Raw genomic sequence first — 12,053 nt, 5'->3', positions numbered from 1 at the left:
GGGAGTGATTTTCCCGCTGCTGTGTGTAAGTGGTCGAGACCAGGGCATCCCGTGGTCATGGCGGGGAGCACGGTCGGCAGGCGGGCGTTCCTCACCGCGGCCCTGGCGGGCGCGGCGAGCGTCGCCTGCAGCAGCGGTGGTGAGGGTTTCTTTCCCAGGCAGGCGCTTTCCGGGCGGCCGGCGCCGCTGGACGCGCCCGCGGCGGGGTTGCGCGGATTTCCGGCGCAGGTCGCCGCGCACAGCGTGGTCGAAGACCACCTGCTGGTCGGTTACTGCGGCGCGCCGGGCAGCCCGGCGCTGGGGCGGATGACCGGTGATCTGCAGGAGGCGTCCGCGCAGCTGCGCGAGCTGATCGGCACCTACCCGCGGACCCGGCCGGTGGTCCCGGTGGTCGAGCTGATCGCGACGACGGTGAACCCGACGCCGGGCCCGGACGGCATGTACCGCAGCCGGGCGAACGAGAACACGATCCAGCGCTACCTCGACGCGGCGCGGGCGCTCGACGGGCAGCTGCTGCTCAACATCCAGCCGGGGCGCGCGGACTTCCTGCCCGAGGTCAAGGCGTTCGAGCGCTGGCTGACCGAGCCGGACGTCGGTGTCGCGCTGGACCCGGAGTGGGCGGTGGAACCGGGCGTCGTGCCGGGCGAGGAGTTCGGCGTGACGACCGGCGAGGAACTGGACGGCGTGGCCGCCTACCTCGCTTCGCTGGTGGCGCGGCACCGGCTGCCGGAGAAGATCATGGTCTACCACCAGGTGGCGGTGACGGTCGTGCGGGACATCGCCGGGCTGAAGCGGCACAACGGGGTCGCGGTGATCAACGTGGTGGACGGCATCGGCAGCGCCGAGGCGAAGAAGGCCACCTGGGACCAGGTGATGAAGCGCAAACCGCCGCACGTCAAGGCCGGGTTCAAACTCTTCTACCAGGAGGACACCCGCGGCGGGCAACCGCTGATGACGCCCGAGCAGGTGGTCGGGCTGCAGCCGGAACCGGTCTACGTGGTGTACGAATAGGGCCCCCGAGCGCGGGGCAGTTGGGAGTCCGCACTCGGGGGCCACTCGCCTGCCACAACGCTCCGAGGGGGAGTTCGAGCGCGGGCAAGACGGCGGTGCCGGAGGTGTCGCGCCCACCCTCCGCGCGGGCCTTATCAGTGAATCGAGGCGAAAGCAGGGCGTGTTACTGGCAGGTCTTCAACAATTTCAGGGAATCCAGGAGATGTCGTCGGGGTCGCCGCCGATGAGGGTCTGCCGGGTGTCCTGTGAGCTGACTCGCATGCCCCACGACGCTAGCGATTGTTGAACGATCCGTCAACCCGGTTGCTCGATTGTTCAACGATCCCCTATTCTGTGGCGCACCACACCGTTCTCGGAAAGGTGCCAGCGATGACCGCGTCCACCCTCAGCCACCGCGACGTCGAGTTCCTGAAAGCGGTTGCCGACGGCCGCGTGGAACTGACCGCGAGCAGCGAGCCGCACGTGTACGTCGACGGACTCTCCTGCTGCGACCAGTTCGGCGCGCGACTGCTGATCCACGCCGGCCTGGTCCGCCGCGTCCCCGGCACCGGCTCCCGCATCCCCGCCAAACTCACCGACGCCGGCCGCGACGCGATCAGGTGACCTGAGGCGGCGCAAGCTGCTCGGGTGGTGAAAAAATCTAGGCGGCCCGCCGCGTCCACTGTGGACGGCTGCGGTACAGCACGGCCACGAACGCGGGCACGCCGATGATCGACGTGACCACGCCGACCGGCACCTCCTGCGGGTCGAGCACCGTACGCGCCAGCGTGTCGACCCACACCAGGAACACCGCGCCGGCCACGGCGGTCACCGGCAGCAGACGTCCGTGGCCGGGGCCGACCAGCGCGCGGGCCGCGTGCGGGAGCACCAGCCCGACGAACCCGACCGCCCCGCAGGCGCTCACCAGCGCGGCCGTCAGTAGCGCGGTGACGCACATCAGCACGATTCGCGTCCGCGTCAGCGCGACCCCGAGCGCCGCGGCGAGGTCCTGTCCGTAGGCGAGCACGTCGAGCGTCCGGGCGTGGCCGAAGCACACCAGCAGCGCGACGACCAGCACCGCGGCGCACACGCCGACCTCGGACCACGACGCGCTGCTGAACGACCCGAGCAGCCAGAACAACACGCCCCGCGTCGTTTCCGCGTCCCCGGCCGTCAGCACGACGAACGAGGTCAGTGCGGAGAACAGCTGCATCGCCGCGACCCCGGACAGCACCACGCGCTCGGTGGTGCCGCCCAGCGTCTGGCTGAGCAGCAGCACGAGCCCGAACGACAGCACCGCCCCGGCGAACGCCCCCGCCGACAACGACACCACTCCCCCGCCGACGCCGAGCACCACGACCAGCACGGCGCCGGTCGACGCGCCCGAGGACACCCCGAGCACGAACGGGTCGGCCAGCGGGTTGCGCAGTAGCGACTGCATGACCGCCCCGCACACCGCCAGACCCGCGCCGCACACGGCGGCGAGCAGGGCGCGCGGGATCCGCAGGTGCCACACGATCCCGTCGCGGACCGGCGAGAGCACCGGCTCCCCGAGACCGAGGTGGGCCAGGACGGTGGCGTACACGTCGCCCACGCCGATCCCGGCCGGGCCGATCGTCACCGCGACGGCCACCGACACCACGAGCAGCGCGAGGCCCCCGGCGCACAGCGGCAGGACGCGCGCGGTGCACGTCACCCGCCGTACCCGAACCCGCGCAGCGCCGCGGCGACCTGCTCGGCGCCGTCCACGGTGCGCAGCGTCGGGTTCATCGCCTGCCCGGACAGCGGCACGTACCGCTTGTTCCGCACCGCGGCCAGGTCGCGGGTCACCGGGTGCGACTCCAGGAACGCGATCTTGGCGGCGGCGTTCTCCGCGGTCTGCGAACGGCGGGTCAGGTCGCCGAGGACGATCACGTCCGGGTCGCGTTCGGCGACCGTCTCCCAGTTGATCTGCGGCCACTCCTCGCGTGTGTCGTCGAAGACGTTGCGGGCGCCGACGGTCGTCGTGATGATGCCGGGCGCGCCGCAGCAACCCGCCAGGTAGGGGGCCTCGGAGTTGGCGAACCAGAACATCAGCCGGGCGTTCGCGCCTGCACCCGCGACCGCGCGCATCCGTTCCTGCAGGCTGGTGACCAGCTGTTCGCCGCGGTCCTCGACGCCGAAGATCCGCGCGAGGTCGCGGATCTCGGTGTAGACGGCGTCCATGGTCAGCGTCTCGGTGCGCGCGCCGTCACCGCCGCCGCTGGTGTCCTTGGCGCACTCGGTCGGCGACAGGTAGGCGGGCACCCCGAGCTGCTCGAACTGCTCGCGGGTGGCGACGCCGCCCTTGCCGAGGATGGCGCCGAACGAGGCGGCGACGAAGTCCGGCTCGGTGGCGAGCACGGTCTCGAACGACGGGTAGTTCTCGGCGAGCCGGGGCACCTTCGCGTTGTCCGCGGCCAGGTGCGGCGGCACGGGATCGGTCCAGGTGGCGGTGCCCGCCATGCGGTCGGCGAGGCCGAGGGACAGCATGATCTCCGCCGCGCCCTGGTTGAGCGCGACCGCCCGCCGCGGCGGTTCCGGCACGCGGACCTGGTGGCCGCAGTTGTCGACGGCCACGGCGGCGGTGTCTCCGGAGGGGGTGGCGCTCGCGCACCCGGTCAGCGCCAGCACGGCGGCGAGGAGCGGGAAGGTGATCGATCGGCGCACAGCGGCCCCTAGCGTCGAGGGCTCATGCGCGGAGCCCGGTCCGGCGGTCTCCCCCGTGGCGGGGGTGCCAGCAGGTCTTCGGACTCGGGGTCGTCCGGGCGGAACGCCTTCCCGGACCGCGTGGTCCAGTGGCCGTTGTCCCGCCCGTCGCCGCTCACCGCTGCGCGTCAGTTCCGGATTCGCACCGGATTCCCTGGCCCCTCGCGGGGCACGACTGGCGGGCTCACGCTACCACGACGACCTCGTCCCCGACCCCGACCGTGCCGGGTTCCACAGTGGACCCGTAGACGCCGAGGCACACGTCGTGCTCACGCGCGATGCGGCGCAGGACGGCCGGGTCCCGGCGGCCGGTGCGCGGATCGGTCCAGTCTTCCTCGGGCACGTCGGCGTCGATCCGGAGGTGGGACCGGAAGCGCAGCGGCTCGGCGCCCTCGCTGTGGGTGGTGATCAGGGACAACCGTGCGCTGTCGAAAGTGCCGCGATCCAGTTGACCGGGTAGCGGACGAGGTTTTACGCCTGCGGATGGCCAGGGGAAGCCGTTCGACTCCTGGCGCGGCCGGACAACGGCCAGGGCCCGCGGCGGTGCCAGCTGATCAAGCGGCGAGACGGCGCCACCGCTTGAAACAGAATCTAGTTCCAGGCCTGCCAGGCCAGCGTGACGGCCAGACCCATGCCCGCCAGCGCGATCGCGACCCGGAGTGGCGCCGCGGGCAGGCGGCGGACCACCGCGGGCCCCACGAAGGATCCGGCGACCAGACCGAGGCACAGGGCCGCCGCCGCGGGCCAGAGCACCGAGCCGGTGAACGCGAACACCACGGCGGCCACCAGGTTGGCCGCTCCGGTGACGATGTTCTTCGCCGCGTTCGTCCTGGCCAGCGGCTGCGCCCAGGCCGCGGACAGCAGCGCCAGCATGATCACCCCGGCCGCCGCGCCGAAGTAGCCGCCGTAGATCGCGACCAGGAACGCGCCCGTGGCGGTGCCCGCGGTCAGCCCGCCGTCACCACGGCCGGCGCGTTCGGCCAGGCGCGGGGAGAACAGCAGCAGAATCGAGGCGCCGCCGATCAGGAACGGGACGATGTAGGCGAACGTGCCCTCCGGGGTGAGCAGCAGCAGCGCGCTGCCCGCCGCGCCGCCGACCGCCGTGATCGCGCACAGCCGCAGCAACCGGGCGCGCTGCCCGCGCAACTCGGGACGCGAACCGGCCGCCGAGCCGACCGTGTTGCCCATCAACGCGACGGTGTTGGTCACGTTCGCGGTGACCGGCGGCACACCGATCGCCAGCAGCGCCGGGTAGGACACCAGCGACGCGAGCCCCGCGATCGAACCGGTCAGGCCCGCCCCGACCCCGGCCACCACGAGGAACAGCAGTTGCCACGGGCCGAGGGTGAGCAGCGGTTCAGCGGGCACGTTGCCCCAATTTACCGCAGGAGCAATCGTTTTCCGGCCGCGCGAGACGAACCCCACTCCTCCACTGTGGAATCAGAGTGCGCTGTCCAGAAGGGACTCCGTCACGGCCTGCGCGCGGTGACGAGCCAGGCAGCCGCGCCCAGGAGCACGCCGTCGGGCGTCTCGTGCGGGACGAGGGCCTCGGTCAGCGCGGCGACCGCCCGCTCGACCGTTTCCGCCGGGTACCGCTCGAAGATCGTCCGCAGCATCGCGCCGCGGCGCAGGAAATCGGCCGCTGACGTGGCGTCGGCGCCGAGCCGGACCGGCGCCCGCACGTCGTCCACGGCGACGCCGGTCAGCCCGGCGCCGGTCAGCAACTCGCGCAGGTAGCCCGGCTGGGCGAACGAGAACGGGCCGGGGCCGGGCGGGACGGCGTCGGCGGTGTCGACGTGCGGGGCGACCGCGTTCAGCGCCAGCACCCGGTGCTCGTTCTCGCGCACGTCCTGCCAGCACAGGAACGCCAGCCGCCCGCCGGGCCGCAGCGCCCGCGCGACGTTGGTGAAGGCGGCGAGCGGGTCGTCGAAGAACATCACGCCGAACCGGCTGAGCGCCAGGTCGAACGAGCCCGCACCGAAGTCGTGGACCTGCACGTCGGTCTGCTCGAACCGCACCCCGTCGAGCCCGGCGGTGCGCTCCCGGGCCACGGCGAGCATCGGGCCGGACAGGTCCGCGCCGAGTACGGTCGCGCCCCGCCCGGCCGCGAGCAGCGTGGTGGTGCCGCAGCCGCAGCCGATGTCGAGGACCCGCTCGCCCGGCTCGATGCCGGCGGCGTCGAGGAGGTGCGGGGTCAGGTGCGCGAGCATCGCGTCGTAGTGCTCGGCGTGGTCGGCCCAGTAGCGGCCGGTGTCGCCGTTCCAGTCGCGTGCCTCGTCCTCGTTGGCCATGCGGTCACGTTAGCCCGCGCCGCCTCGTCCGGTGGGTGATACGGAAGGAGGCGTGTCAGGTGAACGTCGTGTTGTGGATCTGCCAGGGGCTGCTCGCGGCGCTGTTCCTGGTGTCCGGACTGCTCAAATCCACCCAGTCGAAGCAGCGGATGCTCGACACCGGCCAGACCGGGGTGGTGTTCTTCCCGCTGCCCGTCATCCGGGTGGTCGCCGCCGCGGAGCTGGCCGCGGTGCTCGGGCTGATCCTGCCCGGTGCGACCGGGATCGCGCCCGTGCTCACGCCCGCCGCCGCGATCGGGCTCGCCGTCGTGATGACCGGGGCGGCGATCAGCCACGCGAAGCTGCGCGAGTACCGCACGAGCGCGGTCAACCTGCTGGTGCTGGCGGTTTGCGTGTTCGTGGCCGTGGGGCGGCTGGCGGGGTAGGTAACCTGCCGGTATGGCCTACTCGCGCCCCGCCGCGCCGGACGATCTGCGTCCGCTCGAGGTGTTCGGCAACTCGGCGCGCTTCCTCTACGGCGAGGACCACTTCGGCACGCCCGGCTCGGCCCGCGACTGGCTGGCCGGGCACCGGCTGGGCGAGCTGACCCTGGACGAGCGGGATCTGGCGCGCCTGGTCCGGTTCCGCGAGAAGCTGCGCGACCACCTGGACGGCGTGGACGTGGCGGCCGAGCTGAACGCCTTCGCGGCCGCGACCGTCGCCGGGCCGCGCTGGCCCGGTCCCGCGCTGGCCCCGGCGGGCGAGGGCGTCGACGGCCTCATCGCGCGGCTACTCGACGTGCTGTTCCGCGCCGAGGTGACAGGCCGGGCTCGGCGGCTGAAGCCGTGCCGAGCGCCGGAGTGCCGGTGGCTGTTCTACGACCGCTCCCCGGCCGGCAACAGCGTCTGGTGCAGCATGGACATCTGCGGGGCGCGGCACAAGATGCGGGCCTACCGGTCCCGCGCCTGATCAGCCCAGCCGCAGCCGCTCCCCCAGCTTCGCGATGTAGGCCGCCACCTGGCCGGCATCCCGGTCCGGCAGCCCGAACAGCACCTCGGTCACCCCGAGCGACCGCCAGTGCGCGAGCACCTCCTCGTCCGGCCGCCCGGCGAGCGCGACCACCCGCGGCTCGCCCGCCCGGCCCGCGTCCTGCCAGATCTTGCGCAGCAGCCGCACCTTGTCGTCCAGCTCGTGGTCCCGGGGCGTGGTCAGCCAGCCGTCGGCGGAGCGCGCGATCCAGGCGAACGTCCGCTCGGTACCGCCCGCGCCGATCACCACCGGCACCTCGCCGACCGGTTTCGGCCACGCCCAGGACGGGCCGAACCGGACGTGGGCGCCCTCGTAGGCGGCCTCCTCGTCGGTCCACAGCGCCCGCATCGCCTCCAGGTACTCGCGCACCACCGTGCGCCGCTGCCCGGCCGGGACGCCGTGGTCGGTCAGCTCGTCGACGTTCCACCCGAACCCGGCGCCGAGCACCACCCGGCCGCCGGACAGGTGGTCGAGCGAGGCGATCGTCTTGGCCAGGGTGATCGGGTCGTGCTCGGCGGGCAACGCGACCGCGGTCGACAGGGTGATCCGCGTCGTCACCGAGGCCGCTGTGGCCAGGGCGACCCACGGGTCCAGGGTGCGCAGGTACCGGTCGTCGGGCAGCTCGGCGGTGCCGGTGCCCGGGTGCGCCGCCTCCCGCCGGACCGGGATGTGCGTGTGCTCCGGCACCGCGAACGAGTCGAACCCGGCGTCCTCGGCCGCCTTCGCCGCCGCGGCCGGCGTGATCCCGCGGTCACTGGTGAACAACACGACCCCGAACCGCACAGCGGCCTCCCGTCTCCAGCGGCTAGAACACGTTCTAGTAAAGCACGGCTTAGACTCGCGGGACGAGGAAGGGGAAGCAGATGGGGATTGTGACTCCCGGGTTCCAGGGCCGGGCGCGATCGGCGGACGAGAAGCTGCCGCCGGGGCAGTACCTGGTGGAGGACTTCCCCGTCCTCTCCGCCGGGCCGACGCCCCGGGTGCGGCTGGAGAACTGGCGCTTCACGGTCACCACCGAGACCGGGCAGAAGCACGAGTGGACGTGGGCGGACCTCAAGGCGCTGCCGTCGGAGACGCCGACGGTGGACATCCACTGCGTGACGCGGTGGTCGAAGTTCGGCACCACCTGGCGCGGCGTCTCGCTGGACACCCTGCTGGAGGACGTGGACACGGCCGCCGACTACGTGATGGTCGAGTCGCACGGCGGGTACACGACGAACCTGCCGCTGGAGGACCTGCTCGACGGCCAGGCGTGGATCGCCTACGAGTTCGAGGGCGAGGACCTGCCCGCCGAGCACGGCGGCCCGGCCCGGCTGCTGGTGCCGCACCTGTACTTCTGGAAGTCGGCGAAGTGGGTCAAGGGCCTGCGGCTCATGCTGGACGACGACCTGGGCTTCTGGGAGGCCGCGGGCTACCACAGCTACGGCGACCCGTGGCGCGAGCAGCGCTACCAGGGGGACTGACGTGGTCCAGGGGAAGCTGGCGTGGCGGGTCGGACGGCTCGCCGAGGTGCGGGACGAGACGCCCACCGCGCGCACCCTCGTGCTGGACGTGCCCGGCTGGCCGGGGCACCTGGCCGGGCAGCACGTCGACGTCCGCCTCACCGCCGAGGACGGCTACAGCACGACGCGCACGTACTCGATCGCGGCGCCCGCCGACGGCGAGCGCGTCGAGATCACCGTGCAGCGGGTGCCCGGCGGCGAGGTGTCGCCGTTCCTGACCGAGGTGTTCGCGCCCGGCGACCCGGTCGAGCTGCGCGGCCCGGTGGGCGGGTGGTTCGTCTGGCGCCCGGCGTCACCCGATCCGGTGCTGCTGGTCGCGGGCGGCGCCGGGATCGTGCCGCTGATGGCGATGATCCGCGCCCGGCGCCAGGCAGGCAGCCGGGCGCCGTTCAAGCTGCTGTACTCGGTGCGCACCCCGGAGGACGTGTACTACGCGGGCGAGCTGCGCCGCCCGGAGGCCGGGCTGGACGTCACGTTCGTCTACACGCGCAAGGGCCCGGCGGACTGGCCGGGCGAGCCGCACCGGATCGGGGTGGCCGACGTCAACTCCGCGGGCTGGCCCGCGGAGTTCGGGCCGCAGTGCTACGTGTGCGGGCCTACCGGGTTCGTCGAGGCGGTGGCGAACGTGCTCGTCGCGCTCGGCCACGATCCGCGGCGCGTCAAGACCGAACGCTTCGGGCCCAGCGGGAGCTGACATGAGCGAGCCCTTCGAAGACGGCAACGCACTGGCCGGCCCGGCCGGCGAGATCTTCGCCGTGGACATCACCGCCGCCACGACCCGCTGCGTGGCCTGCGGCCGCGTCGACGCGGTCGCGTCGCTGCGCGTCTACCGGCACGCGCCGGGCCTGGTGGCCCGCTGCGCCGGCTGCGACGCCGTGGTGCTGAAACTGGTGCGCGGCCCGGAGTCGGCGTGGCTGGACCTCACCGGGACGTCCAGCCTGCGCGTGCCGCTGCCCGGAGCCTGACGGGACCGGCAAACACCCCACCCGGACCGGCAAACACCCCACCCGGACGGGCAAACACACCGGCTGGGGCGGCGTGTTTGCCCATCTGCCGTTGCGGTGTGGGCGCGTGTGCCGGGAGTCGCGGCCGGCTCCCGGCGCACGCTCGCGTCCGCCGTCAGGACAGCAGCGGCCTGCCCAGCGGCGGGAAGGGTTCGCGAGCCCCCATCGCGGTGAGCCCGACGTTCACGAAGGCGTAGAACCCGAGCGCGGCGAACGCCAGGACCACGTACCCGGAGAACTCGAACAGCGTCGCGTCGCCAACGTGCAGCGCCGTCGCGGCCAGTGCCAGCGCGGCCACGACGAGCCCGACGATCAGCGGGTAGACCGCCGGCAGCCGCAGGCACGGCACCAGGAGGAACACGAACAGGCACGCCCAGCAGATGAAGAACATCTCCTGCGTCTGGGCCGCCACCTCGGGCAGCAGCCCGAACCAGTTGTGCGTCAGGCCGAGCAGCAACCCGCCCAGGCTCAGCCAGAACCCGGCGAACGTGCCGGTGATGCCGGCGACCATCGTCTGCCCCAGCAGCAGCGCCCACACCGTGGAGATGACCAGGCCGACGCCGGTCGCGAACAGCACGATGGGCAGCACCGCGCCGAGCGCGGCCAGCGGGAGCATCACCCCGGTCAGCGCGATGCCCAGTGCCAGCGACCCGACCGCGAAGATCGGGAGGGCCAGGATCAGCGGATCACCGCCCGCGCCGACCACGACGCTCGCCGGGTGGCCGGGCGATTCGACGATCGCCCGCAGGTCCTGGACGTGGGGAACGGTTTCCGGATGGACGTTGGTGCTCTGCGTTGTCTCTGACATGGCGTTCCACCTCACGGGCACGGGAGGTCAGCCCACCGACGGGCCCATCCCGAGCGACTGCGGCGTAGAGGAATCGGGCGAGGGCTGGTGCAGCCCCTCGTCCAGCGGACCGAACTCGGTCATCAGCGCGGGGCTGCCGCCCCACGGGGTCTGCTCCTCGGCGACCAGCGAGTTGGTCGTGAGCAGCAGCCCGGCCACCGACGCGCCGTTCTGCAGCGCCGAGCGGCACACCCGCAGGGGATCGATGATCCCCATCTCGATCATGTTGCCGTAGCGGTCGAGCAGCGCGTCGAACCCCTCGTCCTCGCCGAGATCACGCGTGCGCGCCACCACCTCGTCGGCCGGGTAGCCGGCGTTGGCCGCGATCAGCCGCGCCGGTTCGGCCAGCGCCCGCCGCACGATCTCCGCCCCGGTGGCGTAGTCGCCGGCCAGGCCGGTGTCGGCCAGCACCTTCTCGGCGTGCAGCAACGCCGCCCCGCCACCGGCGACGATGCCCTCCGCCATGGCCGCCCTGGTCGCGGACAACGCGTCCTCGACCCGGTGCTGCAACTCCTTCAGCTCGGCCGGGGTGGCCGCGCCGACGTGGATCATCGCGACCTTCCCGGTCAGCGCGCCGATGCGTTCGGTCAGGACGTCCTCGTCCACGCCGAACTGGGCGCGCTCCAGCTCCGCGCGCAGCTGGGTGACGCGGAACTCGACGTCGTCGGCGGATCCCGCCCCGTCGACGACGGTCGTCTTGTTCTCGGTCACCCGCACCTGCCGGGCCCGCCCGAGGTGCTCCAGCGTCATCGTCTCCAGCGTGAACCCGGAGTGCCGGGACAGCACCGCGCCCCCGACGACCGCGGCGAGGTCCTCCAGCTTGTGCAGCCGCCGGTCGCCGAAGCCGGGCGCCCGGATCGCGCACGCCTGGAACGTGCCGTTGACGTGGTTGTGCACGAGCATGCTCAGCGCGGTGCCCTCGACCGTCTCGGCGATCACCACCAGCGGCCGCGGCGCGCGCATCACCTTGTCCAGCAACGGCATCAGCTGCTGCACCTTGGTGATCTTCTCGCTGCACATCAGGATGTAGGGGTCGTCGAGCACGGCCTCCAGCCGGCCCGGGTCGGTGACCAGGTACGGCGAGAGGTAGCCGTTGTCGAACTCGAACCCCTCGACGAAGTCGACGGTCATCCCGATCCGCGGGGCCTCCTCGACGGTGACCACACCGGTGTCGCCGACGGTGTGCAGCGCCTTCGCGATGACCGCGCCGACCGCGTCGTCGTCGTTGGCGGAGATGGCGGCGACCCGGGCGTAGTCGTGCTCGGCGACGACCGGGTGCGCGACCTTCTCCAGGTGCTCGACCAAGCGGCCGACGGCGTGGTCGATGCCGCGCTTGACCAGCACCGGGTTGCCGCCGCGCGCGATCGCCGCCATGCCCTCCCGCACGATGGCCTGGGCGAGCACCGTCGCCGTGGTGGTCCCGTCTCCCACCACGTCGTTGGTCTTGATCGCGGCTTCCTTGACCAGCTGCGCGCCCATGTTCTCGAACTGGTTCTTCAGGTGGATCTCCCGAGCGATCGTGACGCCGTCGTTGGTGACCACCGGCGAGCCGGTGATCTTCTCGATGATCACGTTGCGCCCCTTGGGACCCAGCGTGGACTTCACCGCCTCGGCCAGCTTGTCCACACCGGACAGCAGCAGGCCGCGGGCGTCCGCGCCGAACCGCAGTTCCTTCGCCATCGTT

The 12,053-nt window shown here is 72.5% G+C and carries 15 protein-coding genes and 1 riboswitch; of the genes, 7 read left to right on the top strand and 8 right to left on the bottom strand.

All coding sequences use genetic code 11. The annotated features are described in order from the left end of the window. Positions 1-57: 57 nt before the first annotated feature. On the top strand, positions 58-1,011 hold the full coding sequence (locus ABZ215_RS17805) for a hypothetical protein (RefSeq protein WP_354950314.1): 954 nt from the start codon (positions 58-60) through the stop codon (positions 1,009-1,011). Positions 1,012-1,380: 369 nt separating this feature from the next. Beyond that, on the top strand, positions 1,381-1,614 hold the full coding sequence (locus tag ABZ215_RS17800) for a hypothetical protein (protein ID WP_020422690.1): 234 nt from the start codon (positions 1,381-1,383) through the stop codon (positions 1,612-1,614). 37 nt (positions 1,615-1,651) lie between these two features. Here the strand turns inward: ABZ215_RS17800 and ABZ215_RS17795 are convergent, their stop codons facing one another. The 5 genes from ABZ215_RS17795 to ABZ215_RS17775 form a co-directional block, all read right to left on the bottom strand. Beyond that, entirely contained in the window at positions 1,652-2,686 is a 1,035-nt protein-coding gene (locus ABZ215_RS17795; protein WP_354950313.1) for an iron chelate uptake ABC transporter family permease subunit, read from the bottom strand. Beyond that, a complete protein-coding gene (locus ABZ215_RS17790; RefSeq protein ID WP_354950312.1) occupies positions 2,683-3,678 on the bottom strand; it encodes an ABC transporter substrate-binding protein in 996 nt (331 codons plus the stop codon). The genes ABZ215_RS17795 and ABZ215_RS17790 overlap by 4 nt, the downstream gene beginning before the upstream one ends. A gap of 72 nt (positions 3,679-3,750) precedes the next feature. Beyond that, a riboswitch (cobalamin riboswitch) is annotated at positions 3,751-3,873 on the bottom strand. A 28-nt stretch (positions 3,874-3,901) separates the two neighbouring features. Beyond that, a complete protein-coding gene (locus tag ABZ215_RS17785; protein ID WP_354950311.1) occupies positions 3,902-4,135 on the bottom strand; it encodes a hypothetical protein in 234 nt (77 codons plus the stop codon). Between the two features lie 173 nt (positions 4,136-4,308). Then, the gene (locus tag ABZ215_RS17780; RefSeq protein WP_020422694.1) at positions 4,309-5,085 is read right to left on the bottom strand and encodes a sulfite exporter TauE/SafE family protein; all 777 of its coding nucleotides are present in this window, start codon (positions 5,083-5,085) and stop codon (positions 4,309-4,311) included. Between the two features lie 101 nt (positions 5,086-5,186). After that, the gene (locus tag ABZ215_RS17775) at positions 5,187-6,008 is read right to left on the bottom strand and encodes a methyltransferase domain-containing protein (protein WP_354950310.1); all 822 of its coding nucleotides are present in this window, start codon (positions 6,006-6,008) and stop codon (positions 5,187-5,189) included. Between the two features lie 59 nt (positions 6,009-6,067). Here ABZ215_RS17775 and ABZ215_RS17770 point away from each other — a divergent pair, with 59 nt between their 5' ends. Together ABZ215_RS17770 and ABZ215_RS17765 are read left to right on the top strand one after the other, a co-directional pair. Further along, positions 6,068-6,433, top strand: a complete 366-nt coding sequence (locus ABZ215_RS17770) for a DoxX family protein (protein ID WP_354950309.1) — start codon at positions 6,068-6,070, stop codon at positions 6,431-6,433. Positions 6,434-6,446: 13 nt separating this feature from the next. Then, positions 6,447-6,956: a CGNR zinc finger domain-containing protein gene (locus ABZ215_RS17765; RefSeq protein ID WP_354950308.1), complete on the top strand. Its 510-nt coding sequence runs from the start codon at positions 6,447-6,449 to the stop codon at positions 6,954-6,956. On the opposite strand, the gene ABZ215_RS17760 is transcribed toward ABZ215_RS17765, so the two are convergent. Then, positions 6,957-7,799 carry an LLM class F420-dependent oxidoreductase gene (locus ABZ215_RS17760; protein WP_354950307.1) on the bottom strand — a complete coding sequence of 281 codons (843 nt, stop codon included), beginning with the start codon at positions 7,797-7,799 and terminating at the stop codon, positions 6,957-6,959. Between the two features lie 80 nt (positions 7,800-7,879). On the opposite strand from ABZ215_RS17760, the gene ABZ215_RS17755 reads away from it, so the two are divergent. Genes ABZ215_RS17755 through ABZ215_RS17745 form a run of 3 tightly spaced genes read left to right on the top strand, consistent with a single transcriptional unit; the run spans position 7,880 to position 9,483 of the window. Further along, positions 7,880-8,479: a sulfite oxidase-like oxidoreductase gene (locus ABZ215_RS17755; RefSeq protein WP_020422699.1), complete on the top strand. Its 600-nt coding sequence runs from the start codon at positions 7,880-7,882 to the stop codon at positions 8,477-8,479. Between the two features lies 1 nt (position 8,480). After that, positions 8,481-9,212, top strand: a complete 732-nt coding sequence (locus ABZ215_RS17750; RefSeq protein ID WP_354950306.1) for a ferredoxin reductase — start codon at positions 8,481-8,483, stop codon at positions 9,210-9,212. 1 nt (position 9,213) lies between these two features. Further along, positions 9,214-9,483 carry a DUF6510 family protein gene (locus ABZ215_RS17745; RefSeq protein ID WP_020422701.1) on the top strand — a complete coding sequence of 90 codons (270 nt, stop codon included), beginning with the start codon at positions 9,214-9,216 and terminating at the stop codon, positions 9,481-9,483. A 154-nt stretch (positions 9,484-9,637) separates the two neighbouring features. Here the strand turns inward: ABZ215_RS17745 and ABZ215_RS17740 are convergent, their stop codons facing one another. Next, positions 9,638-10,330: a GPR1/FUN34/YaaH family transporter gene (locus tag ABZ215_RS17740; RefSeq protein ID WP_354950305.1), complete on the bottom strand. Its 693-nt coding sequence runs from the start codon at positions 10,328-10,330 to the stop codon at positions 9,638-9,640. Between the two features lie 27 nt (positions 10,331-10,357). After that, positions 10,358-12,049 (bottom strand): chaperonin GroEL, encoded by a 1,692-nt coding sequence (gene groL / locus ABZ215_RS17735; protein WP_354950304.1) that lies wholly within the window; start codon positions 12,047-12,049, stop codon positions 10,358-10,360. Positions 12,050-12,053: the final 4 nt, after the last annotated feature.

The sequence above is a fragment of the Amycolatopsis sp. NPDC006131 genome (assembly GCF_040614175.1).
GTDB lineage: Bacteria > Actinomycetota > Actinomycetes > Mycobacteriales > Pseudonocardiaceae > Amycolatopsis_E > Amycolatopsis_E tucumanensis.
The sequence above is the reverse complement of the archived record's forward strand: the minus strand, read 5'-3'. Positions and strand labels throughout refer to the sequence as shown.